18 protein-coding genes and 1 pseudogene are annotated in these 20,609 nt (G+C 60.6%); 6 read left to right on the top strand and 13 right to left on the bottom strand.

Annotated features, from left to right (window positions below; genetic code table 11):
- From RTX98_RS00005 to RTX98_RS00020, 4 genes and pseudogenes are all read right to left on the bottom strand, one after another.
- Positions 1-190 (bottom strand): annotated as a pseudogene (locus RTX98_RS00005) (IS3 family transposase); the annotation flags it as partial.
- Between the two features lie 109 nt (positions 191-299).
- On the bottom strand, positions 300-1,298 hold the full coding sequence (locus tag RTX98_RS00010) for a PdxA family dehydrogenase (protein ID WP_312793706.1): 999 nt from the start codon (positions 1,296-1,298) through the stop codon (positions 300-302).
- Positions 1,295-2,383, bottom strand: a complete 1,089-nt coding sequence (locus RTX98_RS00015) for a tartrate dehydrogenase (protein ID WP_312793708.1) — start codon at positions 2,381-2,383, stop codon at positions 1,295-1,297. The genes RTX98_RS00010 and RTX98_RS00015 overlap by 4 nt, the downstream gene beginning before the upstream one ends.
- A 16-nt stretch (positions 2,384-2,399) precedes the next feature.
- Positions 2,400-3,476 (bottom strand): tartrate dehydrogenase, encoded by a 1,077-nt coding sequence (locus tag RTX98_RS00020; protein WP_312793710.1) that lies wholly within the window; start codon positions 3,474-3,476, stop codon positions 2,400-2,402.
- 119 nt (positions 3,477-3,595) lie between these two features.
- Here RTX98_RS00020 and RTX98_RS00025 point away from each other — a divergent pair, with 119 nt between their 5' ends.
- Both RTX98_RS00025 and RTX98_RS00030 read left to right on the top strand, forming a co-directional pair.
- Positions 3,596-4,558: an alpha/beta hydrolase gene (locus RTX98_RS00025; RefSeq protein WP_312793712.1), complete on the top strand. Its 963-nt coding sequence runs from the start codon at positions 3,596-3,598 to the stop codon at positions 4,556-4,558.
- On the top strand, positions 4,555-6,138 hold the full coding sequence (locus RTX98_RS00030) for a rhodanese-like domain-containing protein (RefSeq protein WP_312793713.1): 1,584 nt from the start codon (positions 4,555-4,557) through the stop codon (positions 6,136-6,138). The genes RTX98_RS00025 and RTX98_RS00030 overlap by 4 nt, the downstream gene beginning before the upstream one ends.
- A gap of 18 nt (positions 6,139-6,156) precedes the next feature.
- On the opposite strand, the gene RTX98_RS00035 is transcribed toward RTX98_RS00030, so the two are convergent.
- The 9 genes from RTX98_RS00035 to RTX98_RS00075 form a co-directional block, all read right to left on the bottom strand.
- On the bottom strand, positions 6,157-7,254 hold the full coding sequence (locus tag RTX98_RS00035; protein ID WP_312793714.1) for an isocitrate/isopropylmalate dehydrogenase family protein: 1,098 nt from the start codon (positions 7,252-7,254) through the stop codon (positions 6,157-6,159).
- 12 nt (positions 7,255-7,266) lie between these two features.
- Complete coding sequence (locus RTX98_RS00040; protein ID WP_312793715.1) at positions 7,267-8,610, bottom strand: MmgE/PrpD family protein; 1,344 nt, start codon at positions 8,608-8,610, stop codon at positions 7,267-7,269.
- 14 nt (positions 8,611-8,624) lie between these two features.
- Positions 8,625-10,040: an MmgE/PrpD family protein gene (locus tag RTX98_RS00045; RefSeq protein WP_312793716.1), complete on the bottom strand. Its 1,416-nt coding sequence runs from the start codon at positions 10,038-10,040 to the stop codon at positions 8,625-8,627.
- Positions 10,041-10,112: 72 nt separating this feature from the next.
- The gene (locus RTX98_RS00050; protein ID WP_312793717.1) at positions 10,113-10,796 is read right to left on the bottom strand and encodes a GntR family transcriptional regulator; all 684 of its coding nucleotides are present in this window, start codon (positions 10,794-10,796) and stop codon (positions 10,113-10,115) included.
- A 99-nt stretch (positions 10,797-10,895) separates the two neighbouring features.
- On the bottom strand, positions 10,896-12,626 hold the full coding sequence (locus tag RTX98_RS00055; protein WP_312793718.1) for an iron ABC transporter permease: 1,731 nt from the start codon (positions 12,624-12,626) through the stop codon (positions 10,896-10,898).
- Between the two features lie 4 nt (positions 12,627-12,630).
- Positions 12,631-13,680 carry an ABC transporter substrate-binding protein gene (locus RTX98_RS00060; RefSeq protein ID WP_312793719.1) on the bottom strand — a complete coding sequence of 350 codons (1,050 nt, stop codon included), beginning with the start codon at positions 13,678-13,680 and terminating at the stop codon, positions 12,631-12,633.
- Between the two features lie 75 nt (positions 13,681-13,755).
- On the bottom strand, positions 13,756-14,820 hold the full coding sequence (locus tag RTX98_RS00065; RefSeq protein ID WP_312793720.1) for an ABC transporter ATP-binding protein: 1,065 nt from the start codon (positions 14,818-14,820) through the stop codon (positions 13,756-13,758).
- Positions 14,821-15,052: 232 nt separating this feature from the next.
- Positions 15,053-16,108 carry an AbrB family transcriptional regulator gene (locus tag RTX98_RS00070; protein WP_312793722.1) on the bottom strand — a complete coding sequence of 352 codons (1,056 nt, stop codon included), beginning with the start codon at positions 16,106-16,108 and terminating at the stop codon, positions 15,053-15,055.
- Between the two features lie 9 nt (positions 16,109-16,117).
- Positions 16,118-16,861, bottom strand: a complete 744-nt coding sequence (locus tag RTX98_RS00075) for an SDR family NAD(P)-dependent oxidoreductase (RefSeq protein WP_312793724.1) — start codon at positions 16,859-16,861, stop codon at positions 16,118-16,120.
- A 109-nt stretch (positions 16,862-16,970) separates the two neighbouring features.
- On the opposite strand from RTX98_RS00075, the gene RTX98_RS00080 reads away from it, so the two are divergent.
- The 4 genes from RTX98_RS00080 to RTX98_RS00095 form a co-directional block, all read left to right on the top strand.
- Entirely contained in the window at positions 16,971-17,666 is a 696-nt protein-coding gene (locus tag RTX98_RS00080; protein WP_312793726.1) for an FCD domain-containing protein, read from the top strand.
- Positions 17,667-17,720: 54 nt separating this feature from the next.
- Positions 17,721-18,668 (top strand): tripartite tricarboxylate transporter substrate binding protein, encoded by a 948-nt coding sequence (locus tag RTX98_RS00085; protein WP_312793728.1) that lies wholly within the window; start codon positions 17,721-17,723, stop codon positions 18,666-18,668.
- A gap of 52 nt (positions 18,669-18,720) precedes the next feature.
- Complete coding sequence (locus RTX98_RS00090; protein ID WP_312793730.1) at positions 18,721-19,212, top strand: tripartite tricarboxylate transporter TctB family protein; 492 nt, start codon at positions 18,721-18,723, stop codon at positions 19,210-19,212.
- 12 nt (positions 19,213-19,224) lie between these two features.
- The coding region (locus RTX98_RS00095; RefSeq protein WP_312793732.1) for a tripartite tricarboxylate transporter permease at positions 19,225-20,609 on the top strand (1,385 nt) is incomplete at its 3' end.

Consider the following 20,609-nt stretch of genomic DNA (forward strand, 5'->3'; position numbering starts at 1 on the left):
GCCAGATGCGCTCGACACGTTTGGCGTTCACCGTCCAACCCTCGGATCGCAGCGTTGCGGTGATCCGGCCATAGCCAAAGCGGCCATAGCGGGAGGAGAGCCGGATGATCTCGGCAGTGAAAACCTCGTCATCAGGCCGACCTTTCGGCTACTTGTGCTGGGTCGAGCGGTTCTGTCCGAGAACCTTGCAGTCAAACCACTCCTGATCGAGCACAACCTTGCCGTCTGCAATGCAGGAACCAGCAGAGTTCCAAGGGCTGTATGATCATGCGGCACTTCCAGCCGTCTCAAGGTCGGTGCTACAGGCGAACCAAGCGGGCAGCCATGGTGATGGCCGCTTCCAGGGCGCTGCCGCTTGCCTGACCCGTGCCGACGATGTCGAAAGCCGTGCCATGGGCAGGCGTCGTGAAAATCGTGTTCAAGCCCGCCGTAACGGTCACGCCCTTGTTGAAGCCCTTCAGCTTGGTCGCGATCTGACCTTGGTCGTGGTACATGGAAAGCACGCCGTCATAGGCGCCAGCAAACGCCTTCAGAAACACCGTGTCGGAAGGAAACGGCCCTTCGCAGTTATAGCCTTCACGGGCCATTGCCTCCACCGTCGGGCGGATGATCTCGATTTCTTCCGTGCCAAAGAGCCCGCTTTCGCCGGCGTGGGGATTGAGCGCGGCAACCGCCAGGCGGGGTCGCTCGATGCCCGCTTTGCGCATTGTTGTCACCGCAAGTTCCACTGCGTTCCGGATGGAAGTTTCGGTGATGGCATCAGCGACGTCCCGCAAGGCGACATGCGAGGTGACGCGGAACATCCACCACGGATCAAGGACGTTCATCTCGCTGAAATAGCCGGTATGGCCTAGCAGATGGGCGAACATCTTGTGCTCATCCGGGAATTTCCAGCCGCCATCGAACATGGCGCGCTTGTTAAGCGGTGCAAAGCTGATGGCTTGTACCTGTCCCTGCCGCGCGAACTCGATCGCGCCAGCCAGCGTATCCCCGGACAGGCGCCCCGCTTCCGCGCTGACCTGACCTGAGGGAAAAAGATCGGGATCGGTGTTGCCGAGATCGATCAAGGGAATGGTGTCGTCGGCCCAATCCACAGCTGAAGGCTGATCGTAGCTGCGCGTGAGCAAGGAAACACCGGCATGGCTTTCGCCTCGAGCCAGGACCCGGCGGTCGCCGATCAGCACGATGCGGGCATCGTCGCGCATGCGACCTTCCGCCAATATCCGGGCGGTGATTTCCGGACCAATGCCGGTGCAATCGCCCATGGTCAGAGCAAGGATCGGGCGCGTGTCAGTCATGAGCGTATTCCTTCCCGGGTAAGCGTCCGTAAGGTGTCAAGAACGGCCTGGCCACACTCGTTGGTGCTTGCATTGCCGCCAAGATCGCGGGTACGGCCTTCGGGCGTAGCCAGCGTGCGTTCGATTGCCGATACGATCGCCGTTGCTGCTTCAACGTAGCCGAAGTGCTCCAGCATCATCGCTCCGGCCCAGATCTGGCCTACCGGATTGGCTATGCCTTTGCCGGCGATATCGGGCGCGGAGCCGTGCACCGGCTCGAACAGCGATGGAAACCTCCCTTCCGGATTGATGTTACCCGAGGGCGCGATGCCGATGGTGCCGGTGCAAGCCGGGCCGAGATCCGACAGGATGTCGCCAAACAGGTTCGAAGCGACGACCACGTCGAAACGGCTCGGATTCAACACGAAATGCGCGCACAGAATATCGATATGGTACTTGTCCCAGCGTACGTCGGGGAAGTGTTCCGCCATCGCCTCCACCCGGGCATCCCAGTAAGGCATGGTGATCGAGATGCCGTTGGACTTGGTTGCCGAAGTGAGATGCTTACCTGACCTGCTTTGCGCGAGGTCGAACGCGTAGCGCAGCACGCGGTCCACTCCGATCCGGCTCATCACCGTTTCCTGGATGACGATTTCTCGCTCCGTGCCGGGAAACATCGTTCCGCCGATGGAAGAATACTCGCCTTCGGTGTTCTCACGCACGATCATGATATCGATATCGCCAGGCACCCTGCCTGCCAGCGGAGATGGAACGCCCGGCATCAAGCGCACTGGCCGCAGGTTCACATATTGATCGAATTCGCGCCGGAACTGGAGCAGCGAACCCCATAGAGAAATGTGGTCGGGCACGGTGTCGGGCCAGCCCACCGCACCAAAGAAGATGGCATCGTGGCCGCCGATCAGATCCTTCCAGTTTTCCGGCATCATGCGGCCGTGCCGGGCGTAATGATCGCAGGAGGCAAAATCGAAGTGATCGAAGGCGAGCTCGAGCCCGAAAATTTCCGCCGCTGCCTGGAGAACACGGACGCCTTCCGGCATGACCTCGGTGCCGATGCCGTCACCCGCAATCACTGCAATCCGTTTCATGGCTGATCGTCCTTCCTTAAAGGTTGTCACCAAGCACGGCCTGCACGACGCCGTCGGTGACTTGGCTCGTCGTGGCCGTGCCGCCGAGATCCGGCGTGTGCAGGGCCGGATCACCCGTCACGCGTTCGATCGCACGCATCAGACGCTCGGCCGCAGCCGTTTCGCCGAGATGCTCAAGCATCAGGCTGGCCGACCAGAAAGTACCGATGGGATTGGCGATCCCCTTGCCCGTGATGTCGAAAGCCGAGCCATGGATCGGCTCGAACATGGAGGGGAAGCGGCCTTCGGGATTGAGGTTGGCCGTGGGAGCAATTCCGATGGAGCCGGCCAGGGCAGCTGCGAGGTCGGACAGAATATCCGCATGCAGGTTGGTTGCGACGATCGTGTCCAGCGAGGCCGGGTGCATCACCATGCGGATCGTCATGGCATCGACCAGCATCTTGTCCCAGGACACATCGGGGAAATCGGCCGCGACCTCCGCCGCAATCTCGTCCCACAGAACCAGCCCATAACGCTGGGCGTTGGACTTGGTGACGACGGTGAGCTTGCGACGAGGCCGCTTTTGCGCCGTTTCGAACGCAAACCGCATAATCCGCGTTACGCCGGCCCTGGTAAAAATGGCGACTTCGGTGGCGACTTCTTCCGGCAGCCCTTTATGGGAACGGCCACCCTGGCCGGCATATTCCCCCTCGGAATTCTCGCGTACGATCATCCAATCGAGATCGGCGGCCGAAATCCCTTCCAAGGGCGTGCGAATGCCCGGTAGAATGCGGGTCGGGCGTATATTGGCATACTGATCGAAGGGCTGGCAGATCGCGAGCCGCAAGCCCCAAAGCGTGAGATGATCCGGCACATCCGGCGCGCCAACGGCCCCGAACAAGATGGCATCGAAGCGTTTCAGCTCGTCCAGCCTATCGGCCGGCATGAACACGCCGTGAAGCTTGTAATGGTCGGAACCCCAGTCGAACGCCTTCACGGCAAAGCGAAAGCCGCCATCGCGCTGCGCAACCGCGTCCAAGGCCTGAAGGCCCGCGCGCACCACTTCAACGCCGATGCCGTCTCCGGGAATGGCTGCAATACGGTGTTCGCGCATGGTCGGTCCTCCCTGAACGCCTCACCCGTACGCAGCCAGAGCACGATCTGTCAATTATAAACTGTTGACAATATGTGATGGACGGAGGCTTTCTGATGGGAAGGACGGGAGGATGATCCATGCCGAATCCAGAAAGCAACCAACCCGGCAAACCAGCCGGAAACCGACCGCACCCGCTGATACCCGGCTTCCGGGTGGAGCGCGTTCAAACGGCAGGGGCGGAGATCCACACAGCGGTCGGCGGAAGCGGGCCTCCCCTCCTTCTCTTGCACGGCAACCCGCTCACGCATGTCAGCTGGCACAAGGTCGCGCCCTTGTTGGCGCGCTCCTTCACCGTGGTTGCGCTGGACCTCCGGGGTTACGGCGACAGCTCGAAGCCCGACGGAGGCGAGGACCATGCGGCCTATTCTTTCCGAGCCATGGGTGAAGACAATTTTTCGGTAATGCGCCAGCTCGGTTTCGATCGTTTCGCGGTGGCCGGTCACGACCGCGGTGCCCGGGTCGCCTTCCGCATGGCGCTCGATCGACCGGAGGCCATCATGCGGATGGCCGCGCTGGACATCGTGCCGACGCTCGATCTTTTATCGCATGTGACGATGGGCTGGGCGCTGGAAAGCTACCACTGGTTCTTCATGGCTCAGAAAGCCCCCTTCCCCGAGACGCTGATTTGCGCCGATCTCGATTATTACATCCAATACAAGCTGAACAAGAAAGGCGTCGGGCTTTCCATTTTCGCGCCGGAAGCCTTTGCCGAATATGTTCGCTGCACCACGCCCGAGCAGATCCACGCAGTTTGCGAGGATTATCGCGCGACCGTGTCGCTGGACTATGCGTTCGACAAAGCGGATTTCGAGGCCGGGCGGAAGATCCGTTGCCCGGTTTTCGTTCTGTGGGGCGACAACAGCCATGTCGGCCGGCATCTCAAACCGATGGAAAGCTGGAGCCGGTGGTCCAACGACCTGCGTGGCGCAGCTGTCCCAACAGGGCATTATCCCGCGGAGCAGCGGCCGGATATCGTCGGCCCGGCCCTGCATGCGTTCTTTTCCGGCAGCGAGCCAGAAATGCCGGGCAGTCGATCGTGACCGGTCCCATCACCGCGCGGCAAGCCAAGGCGATCGTGCATGAGAGGACGCGCGAAGTGGCCTTTCTCGATATCCGCGAACACGGGCAATATGGCGAAGGCCATCCGTTTATCGCCGTTTCCTGCCCGTTCAGCAGATTGGAGGAAAAAGTCAGGCTTCTGGTGCCGAGGCTGGCCGTTTCCGTGGTGCTGCTTGACCAGGCCGACGGAACGGCAGAGCGCGCGGCAAGCCTTTTGACTGCAATGGGCTATGGCGACGTCGCCTGGATCAACGGTGGTGCGCAAGCGTGGCAACGCGCCAACTTCAACTTGTTCAAGGGCGTCAATGTGCCCAGCAAGACCCTCGGCGAGCTGGTCGAGCACGAATGGCACGTGCCGCGCATCGGCATCGATGACTTTGCGGCCATGGTCGAAGGTGGCCATCCGTTCCAGCTTTTCGATGCCCGACCCGCTTCCGAGCATCGCAAGATGCGCATCCCTGGCGCCATTTCCTTGCCCAACGCCGAGTTGCCGCACCGCTTCAGGCAGGCCGTGGCGGATCCAGACGTGCCGGTCATCATCCATTGCGCCGGCCGCACCCGCTCGATCATCGGAGCCGCCGGCCTCGCGCTTGCCGGCGTTTCCAACCCGGTGCTTGCGCTCGAGAACGGGACACAGGGCTGGGCGCTTTCCGGGCGTCTTCTCGACCTTGGAGCCATCCCGCAACCTTTACATCCGCTCGATGCCGAGAACTTGCATCTCAGCGCGTCGCGGGCTCACGCCTTGATGAAAGAGCGCGACATACAAGCCATCGACCTCGACCGCCTCGCCGAGCTTCGAGCCGACCAATCGCGCACGCTCTACATTTTCGATGTCCGCACGGCCGAAGAGTTCGACGCGGGCTCCCTCCACGACGCGGTCCATGCGCCCGCCGTCCAGCTTGCCCAGGCCACCGACGAATGGATCGGCGTGCGCCGGGCACGTCTCGTGCTCGTGGATGATACAGGCCTGCGCGGTGCCATCACTGCGGTGTTCCTGCGCATGCTCGGTTATGAGGTGTTCGTGCTTGCAGGCACTCCGCTCGACGAAGGGAGCGTGGGCAAAACCGAGCGTACGACACTGCCCTTGCGGGGGATCGACGCGCGACACGCGACGTTCATGGCGGCGCGCGGCAGCGCTCACCTGCTCGATGTTCGCCCCTCGCCCGCCTATCGTGCAGGCCATCTCGATGGCGCGCGCTGGGCCATTCGGCCGCAAATACAGGCCATGCGGCTGTACATGGCCATGCCCTGTCTGCTTGCAGGACCAGCGGAACTGGTGGATCCGGTAGCACAGGATCTCGCCGCATCGGGCGCGCTCGACATCCGGCGGGTCGGCGGAGATGTGGAAGCCTGGCGCGGACAGGGCCTCGATATCATCGCGACCTCGGACCAGCCTTCCGACGCGGAAGCGATCGACTTCCTGTTCTTCGTCCATGACCGCCACAATGGCAATCTGGAAGCAGCACGTCGCTATCTCGATTGGGAAACGGGCTTGCTCAAACAGTTAGACGCGGCGGAACGCGACGAATACCGCATCCCGGCCAGCCCGTTTCGGACATAAAACCAAGCGCCCAAACGATCAGGCCGCCCGGGCAGACGCATCCGACCTGATGGCATCAACGATGCCGCGCGTCATGTCCGCCGTGTTACCGGTACCGCGAATGTCGCCGGTTCGCGTCGAAGGCTCGGCCAGCGCCGTTGCGATCGCGCGCTCGGCAAGGGCAGCGGCCTCCACGGCTTGCGCGATGCTCCTGTTATGGCCGAGCCATTCGATCATCATCCGGGCGGATTCGATCATGGCGAAGGGATTGGCGATGCCCTTGCCGGCAATGTCGGGCGCCGAGCCATGGGTGGCCTGAGCCATGGCGAGCGCACCCTCGCCGATGCAAAGGCCGGGCGCCATGCCAAGACCGCCAACCAGTCCCGCCGCTTCGTCCGTCAGGATGTCACCGAACATATTGGTGGTGACCACCGTGTCGAAGGTCTGCGGGTCGCGAACGAGGCGCATGGCCATCGTGTCCACGATGACTTCATCGACGGCGACGTCCGGAAACTCCTTGGCCACCTTGTAGCATTCTTCCACGAACATGCCGCAGCCGAGCTTGAACACCGTGTTCTTGTGAACGAGCGTCAGCTTCTTGCGCCGTTGCCGGGCTATCTCGAAGGCCGCGCGCGCGACGCGCGAAGAGCCCTGACGGGTAATCACGCGTACCGAAATCGTGGTGTCTTCAGTGGGCCGAAACTCCCCTGAGCCGGCCACCACGTTGCGATCGGGCTGGAACCCTTCATTGTTTTCGCGCACGATCACCAGGTCGATGTCGTCGCGAAGCGCACCCAGTCCCGGAAAGGACTTGGTTGGCCGCACATTCGCAAACAGATTGAAATGCTTGCGCATGATCGGGTGCGGATTGATGGCACCCGCTCCCTTCGGATAGGCTTGGTGACCGATCGGGCCCAGTATGAAGCCGTCGAAGGTGGACAGTGTTTCGAGCGTACCTTCGGGCAGCGTCGAGCCATGCTGGTCGAGGGCGCGCCGGCCGATCGGCATTGGGCGCCAGTCGATGGCCAGGCCCGTTTGTTCAGCAGCGGCGCGGATGACCTCCACGGCCGCCGGAACGATCTCATGGCCGATGTCGTCGCCCTCGAGAATGCCTATGGTCAGATGCGTGGCTGTCATTCCCGTTGCTCCTCAGGCCGCCGAAGAAAGCGCGAGGTCGCGCATGTCGGCCGTGGTCTCGAGCGACCAGGCCTTTTCGATCAAGGCGGTAGTCTTGTCCGCGCCGATCACCGGGCTCGATTGACGCGTGAACTTTTCCGAGATCATGGCATCTGTCAGCGGCCGTTCCAGGCTGCCGATGGCATGCGGAACGTCCAGGTCGATGCGCTCGCCATCCTGCATGGTGAGCGTGATGAAGACCGCGTCCTCATGCATGGCTTTGTCCGCTTGCGCCGAAACCCGGTCGCGTAGCGCGATAACCTGGGGATCTCGCACCATTTCATCGGTGAAGGCGGTGGGTGTGCCGTCGCCGTGCAGAAGCGCCGTTGCGGCCGCATGGTAAACGCTGAACTTACCCTCGAGCCCGGTTTGCGGCGTCTTCTTGCCCGTCAGCTCCAGCACCAGCGGATGGGTGCGCAGGGCGACCGACTGGATGTCTGCGACCCGACCGCCCAGTTGCTCGCGCAACTGCGTGCAGCCGTCGATCGCCGGGTGGATGACGATGCCGCAAGCATAGGGCTTGTAGGTGTTGAGAGCGGATTCCCAGTTCCGGCCGAGCCCGTCCAGGATCTCGGAGTAATCCTGCTTGGTGGACAGGACATTCGCCCATCCACGTGGTGCCTCGATCGAGCGCATGGACGAATCGAAGCCGGCTTTCGCCAGAAATGCCGCCATGGCGCCGTTCTGCGCCGCGCGACCGGGATGGAAACTCTTGCACATCGTGCCGAACATTTCGCGAAGGCCAGATGACTGTGTGGCGGCGATGCCAAGCGCCCAGACCATTTGCGTTTCGTCGAGACCGAGCAGCCTGCCAGTCGCTGCGGCCGCCCCGAACACGCCGGCGGTGCCGGTGATGTGCCAACCGCGATCGTAATGATGGGGATAAACCGAGTTGCCGATGCGGCATTCCACTTCCACGCCGGCGATCAGCGCGGTGAGAAAATCCCGGCCCGACACGGCGCGCGTTTCGGCCACCGCCAGGATGGCGGACGCCACAGGACCGGCTGGGTGGATGATCGTCTTCAGATGCGTGTCGTCGTAATCCAGCACATGGGAGGAGATGCCGTTCATCAACGCCGCATGAAGCTCGTCGAGACGCTCCTCTCGACCGATGACCTGCGCCCGCTTTTCGCCGGCAAAAAGCTTCACGGCTTCGAGCGCGCGGTCCACCGTTTCGTGGTGCGCTCCGCCAACGGCGCAGCCGAGCCAATTGACGAAGGTTCGCACGCCCTCCGTGCGAACCGCTTGCGGGATATCCTCGTTGTTGAGGCCGACGACCCAGGCGGCGAGTTGCCGAGTGACTTCAATATTCTGCATCAGGGTTCCGACAATCACGAAACGGTAATCAGGCGCTCGGCCAGCGGAGCAACGGAAGGCAGCGTTTCCAGACGGCGAACAAGCTCCACGATCTCGTCCGCGCGGCAGCGGCCCATGCCGGCAAACTCGGCGTTCTCCCGGAATTTGTCGGCCACTTCATCATAGCTCATCGGGAAAGCCGGGCTGCCCTTGCCGAAATCCGCACGCCCCTTGATCGTGCGGCCGTCTTTCAGCTCGATGTCGATGATGGTGGTCATCAGGTGGTAGCCAGCAGCTTCCGCCTCGTCGTCGATCACGAAGTCCACCTTCTCGATCATCCGCTTGACGTCTTCGCGTTCCACGGCTGCATCGGTGAATTCGTTGAGCCCGGCGCGCCGATCGAGCAGCAGGATCGCCATGCAGAATTCCATGGAGAATTTTGCCTGCAGTTCATCCTTGGGACGGTGATGGATCAGCGCGTTCGGCATGTTCGAATTGGTGCCGACGCGGACATGCGCGACGTCTTCGGCGCGAATGTCATGCTCGCGGATCAGCCGCGCCATTTCAGTCATGCCGGGATGGGTCAGGGATCCCGACGGATGCGGCTTGATCGAAACGCCGGGGGACACGAAGGTCCATGGCGCACCAAGCTTGCCTTCGATCGCATTGCGGTCGTAGCCGCCGCCTGCCGCGGAGAAGAAGCCGCGCGGGGCTTCAAGGATTTCGCTCGTCGCTGTCCAGCCATAGTCGGCAAACTGGGCTGCCGCGACGCCGCTCTCGGATGAACGACCGGCGTGAAAGGGCTTCGTCATCGTGCCGAAGTTTTCGCGCAGTCCGGCGGACTGGCTGCCCGCGATGGACAGTGCGCGCGCGGTGGTTTCGGCATCGAAGCCGAATAATCTGGACGCCGCAGCCGCCGCCGCGAAGGTGCCGCAAGTCGCCGTGGCGTGGAAGCCGGTTTGATAATGGCGAGGGTTGATTGCCTCGGCGATCTTGCACTCGACTTCGACGCCAAGGTGATAGGCAAGCATGAAGTCCGCGCCCGATGCGCCCGTGACTTCCGCCACCGCGAAGGCCGCCGGAAGGGCCGGCGCGGTCGGGTGCGTCAGCAAGCCGTAAACCCGGTCCTTGGCGACGGCGAGCTGGGTATCGTCGTAATCATCCGCATGAACACCGACGCCATTGGCAAAAGCCGCAAAACGCGGCGCGACCTTGCGGCCCATGCCGATCACGGTGGCAGCACCCTCGGAAAGACCGAGATCATCCAGATGCCGCCGCACGAGTTGGCCCGAGCGGGCAACCGATCCGGAAAGCGCCAGGCCGAAGCCATCCAGAATCGACTTCTTACCCAATTCCACGAGTTCGGCGGACAAGTCGCCGCCCTTGGTATGAGTGACGAAGGTCGCGACTTGGCGCGTGAGGCCCGTTTCCACCGGCGTTGTCTGATTCATGGCAGCTCCTCCCTCGAAGAATGCTGCTACATGACCACACGTTTGTTAATTGTCAACAGTTTTCGATGCGGGCTACGGCTGGCCTGCCTGCCGCGTGCGAACGATGCCATTCATGATGTGAGACCGCGCTGCGACCAGGGCCGCGACGGGATCGCGCTTTTCCAACGCATCGACGATCGCGCGGTGTTCCAGGTTGGATACGTGAAGAACATCCGGACTCGAAAGCGCCCGATAGCGCTGAATATGAAGCTCGCGCACGAAACTCCCATAGATCCCCGCCAGGCGCTTGTTTCCCGACAAGGTCGCAATCTGTCGGTGAAATTCGAGATTGACCGGATAATAAATGTGGACGTCGCCAAGTCCGACCAGCTCCTCCATCTTGTCGACAAGAGCCCGCAGGATCGCAAGTTCCTCTTCCTTGATCCGTTCCGCCAGCATCATGGCCATGCAGCCGAACACGCTGGCACGCGCTTCCGAAAGGTCCTGCGCCTCGTCATTGCTCAAGGCGCGAATGAAGAAGCCGCGATTGGGAATGATCTCGATCAATCCCATTGCCGACAAGGCGCTGCAAGCCTCGCGGATGGGGCCGCGGCTCACGCCAAGCTTCTGAGACAGCGCATTTTCGTTAAGGCGCTCGTTCGGCTTCAACTCCCCGTCGATGATCATGCGTTCGATTTCTGCCTGCACGACATTGGCAAGCGACCGAGTGCGCAGGAAATCGATGGCGGAAATGTTGGGATGCGAAGGCTGTGACATGGGTTCGCCGTTTAAAAGCCGGAAAAGAAACAGGCCGCGTCATGGCGGCCTGTTTGTTCCCTTAGCAAAGCTGAGGCGCGAAGGCGACGGCAGAACCCGTCAACCGCGCGCGTTCATTTGCGAACCACCAAGCACAGGGAGACGATTGGCGGCGTAAACCACCGCGAAGGAGGCAGCCAGCAATACGATGCCGAGTACGCAGATAGCGCCCAGGTCGCCGCTCTCGTTGAGATCGTAGATAATGACCGAAACGAGCTTCGTGTTGGCCGTTGTCAGCAGGATGGTCGCGGACAGTTCGCGGATCGTGCCGACAAAAACGAAACACCACGCGGCGACAACACTGGTTCGCAGCAAGGGTGCCGTGATGTCCCACAAGGTCTTGAGGCGGGAGGCTCCCAAGATGCGGCCTGCTTCCTCAAGCTCTGGATGCACTCCGGAAAAGGCCGATGACATCTGCTGGTAGCCCGCCGGCAACTCAATGGTCATGAAGGCGATCAACAGGATCCACAGCGTGCCATAAAGTTGGAACGTCGGATTGGCATAGGACAGGAAAAGGCCGACGCCCAGTACAATGCCCGGAATGGCGATCGGCGCTGTGGCAAGCACCCCCAGAAAACCAGCACCGGGCAGAGAGCGCCGCGTCACGAGATAAGAAACGATCAAGGCAATGGCCGTGACGATCGTGGCCGTGAGTACACCAAGCAGGAAGGTGTTGCGCAGGGCGAGCTGCGTTGCGGAAAATTCGAAGAACACGAAGCGCCAATGGCTGAGCGTGATTGTCTCCCAGGTGAGTGCGTCGCCGACCGTTTGGGTGAACGCGGTTTTGACGATGGCGAAATAAGGAAGAAAGATCGTGAGAGACAGGACAGACACGGTGAACAACACCGCGAGCCACTTCCAGCTGCCCAGCTCGGTGATCCTTGGAGCGCCGCTTTTTCCGCCGAGCACCGTATAACCGCGCCTGCCGAGGATCATCTTCTGGCTGCGCAGAAGAATGACGGTGATCACGAGCAGCGGGATCGCGGCTGCCGCAGCCAATCCGGGTTTGGGCGGAAACTGGAACAGGCTCCAGATCTTGGTTGTGATGACATGAAAACCTGCCGGCAAGGCGAGGATCGCCGGGGAACCGAACATCGTCAAAGCCTGCAGGATGGCGATCAACGTGCCCGCCAGCATGGCTGGCAGCACCATGGGGATCGTCACTTTGCGCAGCGTCGTCATGGTCTTGCCGCCGAGAATTGAGGAAGCGTCCTCGAGATCGGAGGGCACACGATCGAGCGCGTTGGCAACCAGGGTAAAGACGTAAGGAAAGGTGAAGCAGGCGATTGCGAAGATCAGCCCAGTGAACGTGTAGATGTTCACGAGGTAGGCCGCCTGATCCAGCCGAAACAGCTTGCGGTACAGGATATTGATAAGGCCGCTATTGGGGGCAGCCAGAATTTCATAGGCGATCGCGCCGAGAAAGGGCGGTGTGACGAAGGACGCGGTCACCAACATGCGGATCAATCGTCGCCCCGGCAGATCCGTACGCGCCACCAGCCAGGCAAGCGGGGTCGCGACGAGGCACGACAAGACGCCGACGCTGAGGGCCATGCCAATCGCTAGGCCGTATGCCCGCAGCAGTGTTGGGTCGGTGATAAGACTGGCGTAGTTGTTGAGCGTAAAGCCGCCGCCGCGATCGTTCCGGAAGCTGTAGAAAGCGAGCCAGAAAAGCGGAAGGATGACCAGAACGCTTAGCAACACTGCGAGCAAGCCAAAAACCGGCCATGACAGATCGACGCGCTTGCGTCGATCTGATGAGGGTGCTCCTTGAGCGGTAAGGGCCGTCATGTGATCAGGTCCCGAAATAACGCTCGTAGTTGCTCTTGATCTCGTCGAGCTTCTCTTCCAGCGCAACGGGATCCGAATGCAGGATGGCGATGTCCTTCAAGGGTGTCCGCGTCGATTTTTCGACGACATCCGGATGAAACGAACGCAGGCCGCCGCTGTCGCTGTTGAGTTGCTGCGCTTCCTTGGAGAACAGGAACGCGTAGAACAACTTCGCGGCGTTCTTGTTGGGCGCTTCCTTCAGCACGGCGGCATTTCCCACGGCCAAGGGGGTTCCTTCCGCGGGATAAACGATCTTGATGGGGACACCGTCCTCCTGGAGGCGGAAGATATTGTATTCGTTGCCGTCCACCTCAAGTGCACGCTCGCCTTGCGCCAGCTTTTTGGGAGGCTCCGTCGATGATTGCACCTGCATGACCTGCTGGGCGCCGAGCTTTTCAAAATAATCCCAGCCGAGCTTCTCACTCAGGACGTAGGTCGCTGTCATGATGGTGCCGCTGTAACCAGGATGCGCCTTGACCATCTTGCCTTTGTATTTGGGGTCGAGAAGATCGGTCCAAGTGGTGGGCACGTCTGCTTCAGGCAGAAGATCGGTGCGATAGGCCAAGACGGAGAGATGCGCGCGGTAAGCGGCGAAGTTGCCGTCCGGATCCTTCTCGTCGGCCGGCCATTTGTCGGCGACTTCCTGCGGCAGGGTCGGCTCGAGCCAGCCTTCACGCTTGAAATACTCGAAATGAACCGCGTCGGACGTTTCGATCACATCGGCATTGTAGATGCCGGTGGAATATTCCTGACCGATGCGCTGGAAAACGCGCTCGGACCCCGCGCGCTCGACCTGGACCTGAATTTCAGGGTATTTCTGACGGAACAATGCGGCCAGGGCTTCGGCGACCGCCACATCGGTCGCAGTGTAAAAGACGACTTTGCCTTCCGACTTGGCGGCTTGCTCGAGTTCGGGCGTGACCACATACGGAGCGGGCGCCTGAGCGAATGCCACACCTCCCGTAAACGACGTCGTTGCCGCGAGTAGTAAGCCCGCGATACCTTGCTTCCACATGCTCTTCTCCTCCAGTTGAGGCGGATGGCTCCTCCGGCCAGCCGCTGACGACCTGCGCATGCGAACCCGGACAGATCAGCGGGCTAGCGCACGGCAATGCTCCTCGGGGAAGCGCAACCAGACGGGCGCTCCAACCGGAATATCGACGCTGACAGGGGCCACAGCCCGCATCACTTCATTGTTTGACAAGCTCACCAGGTAATCGCGATGGGAGCCCAGATAGATCTGGCGTTGAACCGTGCCAGGCGCGGCGTTGCTCTGCATCTCAGGCTGTTCGGTGGACAGCACGATGTCATGATGGCGAATGGACACGGCTGTGTCTTTCCCGACAGCCACCTCGCCGCTGCCACAGCGCAGCACGGGACCATCTGGCACCGCAACGGTCCGCTCCGCATTGGCAGGGCCTTTCAGGATGTTGGTGCCGCCGATGAAGCGGGCAACAAACTCGGACTCCGGCCGCTCGTAGATATCTTCAGGCGTGCCGGCCTGCTCGATGATCCCCTGGCTCATTACCACGATCAAATCGGCTGTTGTCATGGCTTCGGACTGATCGTGCGTCACGTAGACGGTGGTGTATCGGAACTCGTCGTGCAAACGCCGGATCTCGAAGCGCATCTCTTCACGCAGATTGGCGTCCAAATTGGACAGCGGCTCGTCGAGAAGGAGGATCTGGGGCTTCACCACCAGCGCTCTTGCGAGCGACACGCGCTGTTGCTGGCCACCCGAAAGCTCCGCCGGATAGCGATCGGCCAGCTCGGTCAGTTTCGTGGCGGCGAGAACTTCGCGGACGCGATGTTCGATCTCGGCGCCGGGCAACCGGCGAAGCTTCAAGCCATAAGCCACATTGCCGAAGACCGTCATGTGCGGCCACAGCGCATAAGACTGGAAGATCATCGACATGTTGCGCGCTTCGGGAGGAACCGTGCCCGAAGCTTCGGACACGACCCGATCGTCGACGCGAATGGCGCCTCCGTTCGCGCCAACGAAACCCGCGATCAAACGCAGAGTCGTTGTCTTGCCGCAGCCCGAAGGTCCCAGCAGACACACGAGCTTGCCACGCTCCACCGATAGGTTAATGCCTTTCACGGCAACGAAGTCGCCATAGCGCTTCGTCAGCCCGTCGAGCTCGAGAAAAGCCATTCTGCCTCCCAGCTTAATCCGAAAAAGCACGCCTCCTCCAGGCATGCTTGTCAGAGAGAGCAGCTAAGGCGAAGCAAAGTTAATTGTCAACAGATTACTATCTACAAATAGTGTTTATTGCTCCTGCTTGCTTTTCCGTCGTTAGATGATCAGGCACAATTGCCTAGTACGGGGTAACAAAGGCGCACATACCTCCCACTTGACTTTGCAGAAAGTCCCCTCACTCACCCGCTCAGCGTTTTCGGCTGACATAGCTTCGCACGTAAGGCGCGACTATCAGGTTCGTGAAAATCGAACGCGTGAGTTGGAACCCTGCAACGACGGCTCCGGCCAAACCCAAGGCGTTTGCAGTGGCAATCATCTCACCAAGACCGCCAGGTACGGCCGCCAGCAGAGCTGAGACATGGTCGAGCCCAGCGCTGTGTTCGATTGCAAGGCCGAGACCGAACATGGTTGCGGAGACGAGTATCAGCCCGGATACCAGCCCGCCCAATACCGCATGTGGCATGTGCCGCATCTTGTTGAAGCGAAAACGAAGCCCGAGCGAAGCGCCGATGCCGATTTGTGTTGCGATCAGCAAGGGCTGCGGGACCGCAGGAACTCTTGCGCCCAGCGCAACAAAAGCCACGCAGACCATAGTCGGCGCGATAATGAAGGCATTGATGACCCGAAGCCGCGTTGCGAGCCAAGCGGCGACCAGCGACACCACGATCAAGGCGGTTAGAACCGAAAAATCAGCCGTTGCGGATTGATCAGCCACAGTGACGTTGACCGGCGGATGTCCGGTGAGGAACAACCATGCAGGCACCAGGCTTAAAACGATCAGCACACGCAGTGTATGGATGATCGCTACGCTCTGCTCGTCGCTTCCCATCTCGTGCGCCAGCGTCGCCATTTCCGCCATTCCAGCAGGCAGGCAAGACAACAATCCCGACAAGTGGTCGATCCGGCTTAGCTTGGAAACCGGTATGGCCAAGAGAAGCCCCATACCATTGCCGGCGACGGCGATTAGGAGCATCAACGGAAAAAGTTCAACCAGGGCGCGAATGACCTGCGGGCTGAGCAAGACGCCAACGGAGGCGCCAACGAAAAGTTGGCTGATGCATCGCATCGCCCGCCCGCCCTTCATGGGTGCCACGAGATTGGCGATGGTCGCTGCGCCGATCATCGCTCCTAGGATGAACGCAAGTGGGATATGCAGGGCTCGCAGGATGAACGCCCCGCTCCCCGCAGCACCGATCGTCAGGGCGATCAACAAACCAGCTTGAAGGAGAGGCGCCGGTCGCATGGCGCTGGCTTAAACCATCAACGCTCCGCCATTTACGTGCAGAGTTTGACCGGTGATGAAGCGCGCACCGGGGCCCGCAAGCATCCGCACGGCGGCCGCCACTTCTTCCGGCGTACCGCGACGTCCAAGCGGATTGCTGCGGCTCGCATGATGCGCGGGATCGGCCGTGGTGCGTTTCGTTTCGATCAAGCCGGGTGCGACGGTGTTGACCGTGATGCCGCTTGATCCGAGCTCATGGGCCAAGGCTTTGCCAAAGCCGGTCAGCCCTGCCTTCGCCGAAACCACATGAATCCTGTCTGCCGCACCACTGTGGCCTGTCATGCCGCCGATCAGAACCACCGTCCCAGCGGAACTGCGCTCAAGTGCCGGGATCGCGGCTTTGACCAGAAGGAACGCCGCATCGAGCGTCAACGCCATCACCTTGCGCCAATCGGCAAAATCGAGGCTGCGGACATTAGCCTCGGGACGCACCGATGCGTTGCTGACGAGAATGTCGAGTTGCCCAAAAGCGTCGAGCGTCGATTGGACCGCGCGAGCCGGCGCCTGTTCTTCGGTAAGATTACCAAGCACCACTTGCGCCTGACCTCCACCTTGGCGCACCAGTTCCGCGGTTTCTTCCGCGCCCTCGGCATCGCGCGCGGCATGGACCATAACTCGAGCCCCACCGGCGCCCAACTCCACGGCAATTGAACGACCTATGTTGCGGGATGCGCCTGTCACAAGCGCCACCCGTCCATCCAGATCTCTAAACATGTGACCCTCCATTGCTAGCTAAAAGACATAACTGAATTGAATATTGTTGACAATATTTTGTTGTCGGAATACTCATGTGGCTATGGATGATATCCGCGCTTCTTTCTCCTTGATCCGCAACACGTCGCTCGCGTCCGTGCTGGAGCAGGAGATCGAGGCGATGGTCCTGAACGGTGAACTGGCGGTGGGAGAACGGATAGCTGAGTTCCAGCTGGCCGAACGCTTCAAGGTCAGCCGCAGTCCGGTGCGGGAAGCCTTGCGCGCGCTTGATGCGGTTGGGATTATCGAGGTTGTCCCCAATCGCGGAGCCTTTGTGCGACGGATCGAGGTTGCCGAAGCGCTCGAAGTTTACGAAGTGCGCGCTGCTCTATTCGCTCAAGCTGGACGCCTAATGGCTATGCGTGCCAACCCCGGCGAGCTTGCTCGACTTAGGACACTGCATGCTCAGATGAACGACGCCGCGGCCACGCACGCCTTTGAACTATATTTCCCGCTGAACTTCAGCTTCCACGAACTCATTGTGGATGCGACGGGAAACCGCACGTTGGCGACGCAGTACCGCATGCTGGTAAAGCGTCTGCGGCTGTTTCGCGCCCGCAACCTGATGTTTGGCGACACGCTCGAAGTGTCGAACCGCGAACATGAGACCATTGTGCAGGCGATTTCAAAGGGTGACGTCGAGGCTGCAGGACGTGCTTGCTTTGAACATGTTGAGCAGGGTCGACACCGTGTCATCGAACGCACCATGCGCGAAGGCGCCGACGCTTCTGCCACGACGCAAGAAGTGCAAAGCCGAATAGTTTGAAGCACTCGCCGGCCTCATGGGAGCGGGGCCTTAAGAAAACAGGGAGGAAACATCGTGAAGAAGGCACTTTCAGCTTTTGGAGCCATCATCTGTTTGTCCGCACCGGCTTTAGCCGAGCCGCTGGCTTACCCGCATAACGTGGTAACGCTCGTCACCCATTCCAGCCCCGGCGGTGGCAGCGACGTTTTCCTGCGCGAACTGGTGCGGTACCTGAGCAAGCAGATCGACACGAATTTCGTTGTCGAGAACGTTCAGGGCGGAAGCGGCGCCAAGGCCATGGCTCGGCTCGCACAGTCGCCCGCTGACGGCTCGATCTTCTATGCTACGACGCCAACCTATATCTACACGTCGCTGCTGAGTTCACCCACATACAAGTATGACGCACTACAGCCTGTGGTGAACTTCTTCACCGACAGCGAGGTCGTATATACGGCGGTTGACAGCCCCTACAAAACGCTGGCCGACGTGATCGCGCATGCGAAAGAAACGCGGGGCCGTTGGGGAACCGCGAACCCGGCATCCCTCGAGCGCCAGGCTGCCGAGCAATTGAAGGCGGCCGCTGGCGTCGATGCGGCGATTGTGACGCATGAAGGCGGCGGCGAGATGATGATCAACGTGCTCAACGGCACGTTGGACGTCGGCATCGGGGAGATCCAGGAACTACGGTCCCAGATCGAGGGCAAGCAGATCCGGCTTCTCGCGACCTTCAATCCCGCACGTTTGAAAGATTTTCCGGATGTGCCCACGGTCAAGGACAGCGGCTACGACGTGGTCCTGCAGAAATTTCGAGGGTTAGCCGCTCCGAAGGGTCTGCCTGACGACGTGGCAGCGATCTGGGACAAGGCTGCGCCGGCCGTTCTTGCCGATCCCGAATACAAGAAGGCCTATGAGGAAGAAAGCCTGGTAGCGAACTTCATCGATCACACGCGCTACCCTGCCTTTGTTGACCAGTTCGTCGCCACAACCACCGACTTCCTGAAGAAGTCCGGCGTGATTCAATAAGGCATCGGCGGGCGGGATAGTACCCCGCCTCCCCTAGTGCGGAAAAACAATCATGAACAAGGAACTTGTAAGCGGCCTGCTGCTGCTCGCCCTGGCTGCCGGCTATTTTTGGACAGCCGAAGCTATCCCGAACAGCATGCTTGATGATGCTTTTGGCCCCCGCGGATTGCCGGTGGTTCTCGCAGGCTTGCTTGCCTTTCTAGCGCTGATCCTGACTGCGCGTGCGGTTTTTAATCTGCGGACCCCAGCTGCCGACCTTGCCGCTAACGACGAAGAAGACGATGGACGCACCGAAGCACCCATAGGTCGCGCGGTGGGCTTACTGGCGATCGGGGCGGGCTATATCCTGATCCTGCCTTTTCTTGGTTATGCGATTTCGATCGCAGTGCTGATCGCTGCGATAGCACTATACGAAGGAGCACGGCTCGGTTGGCGCTTGTTTGCTGCGGCAGCTTTTGGCGGCGTGCTCTTTTGGCTTCTGTTCAACAAACTCCTCGGCGTTGCCCAACCTGCTGGCGCGCTCTTTTCCGCCCTCTCCTTCTGAAGGCTCAGAGTTATGGCTACGCTTGAACTACTCTGGACCCTTTCTACCACGACTTGGGTCATTCCCGCCGCCTTGATCGGGCTTGTCTGGGGAATTCTTGGAGGCGCCCTTCCCGGCATCTCCGCATCGATCACGATGGCACTTCTTCTACCCTTTACCTATACGATGGAACCGATCACCGCGATTGTTTTGCTCGCCTCCGTTTACATCGGCGCGGAGTATGGCGGCTCGATTCCTGCCATCCTCATTCGCACGCCCGGCACGAATTCCGCTGCGGCGACCGTGATCGATGGTTATGAGATGAAGCGGCAGGGAAGAGCGGGCGAGGCGTTGGGCATTTCGCTTTGGTCTGGGTTCCTTGGATCCATGTTCGGTTTGGTGATGCTTGTCACAATGACAGAGCCGCTTTCCTGGCTCGCACTCGCCTTCCGCCCAACTTCGTATTTTGGCCTCGGCATCCTGGGTTTGAGCGTGATTGCGTCTATGACGGGCGGCTCGTTGGTGAAAGGTCTTGCCGCGGCTGTGGTCGGTTTGATGATTGCAACCGTGGGCGCTGACCCGATCGCCGGGATCAACCGCTTTACCTTTGGCATTCCCGAGCTTCTCGGCGGCGTGGAACCAGTTTTGGTCATGGTCGGAGTGTTCGCGCTGAGCGAACTAATGATTCAGTCGGGCTCTTCTGAATTAACTCAGCTGAAGGAAAAGATTCGGGTCCGGCTGCCCAGTTGGGCGCTTATGAAGCGGCTCAGGCGCTCGCAATTTATTGGGTGTCTGATGGGCCTTTTCGAAGGCTTGACCCCCGGCGGTGGTGGTTCGATCGCAGCCTTCCTATCCTACAACGAAGCCCGGCGCTGGTCGAAGGAGCCAGAGAAGTTCGGCAAAGGCTCAATCGAAGGCGTCGCGGCGCCTGAAACCGCCAACAACACCGTTGCCAGCACAACGCTCATTCCCCTCCTGTCGTTTGGCATTCCCAGTTCCAACTCGACCGCGGTTCTGTTGGGAGGATTCCTAATCCATGGTCTTTTGCCCGGGCCGCGTCTTTTCGAGCAGAACGGGGACGTCGTCATGGGCCTTTACCTTGGCTCGTTCGTGGCAATCGTAGGCCAACTTCTCTTCGGGATCCTGCTGCTGCCTGTCTGTGTCTGGCTGGTCAATCGCCCTCGCCCCTACCTGGCGGGCTTCATCCTCGCGCTCATACTCTCAGGTGTTTACACACTTGACCATAGCTTATTCCATGTTGGCTTCGTGCTGGCCATGGGCCTGGTCGGCTACTGTATGCGGCGCGCTGGCTTCCCCTTCCTGCCGCTGATCCTGGGCGTTGTGCTCGGGCATATGGTGGAATCGTCTTACCGACGGTCCCTCGTACTATCGGGCGGCGATCACCGCATCTTTTTGGA

The sequence above is a fragment of the Tianweitania sp. genome (assembly GCF_032053605.1).
Lineage (GTDB): Bacteria > Pseudomonadota > Alphaproteobacteria > Rhizobiales > Rhizobiaceae > Tianweitania.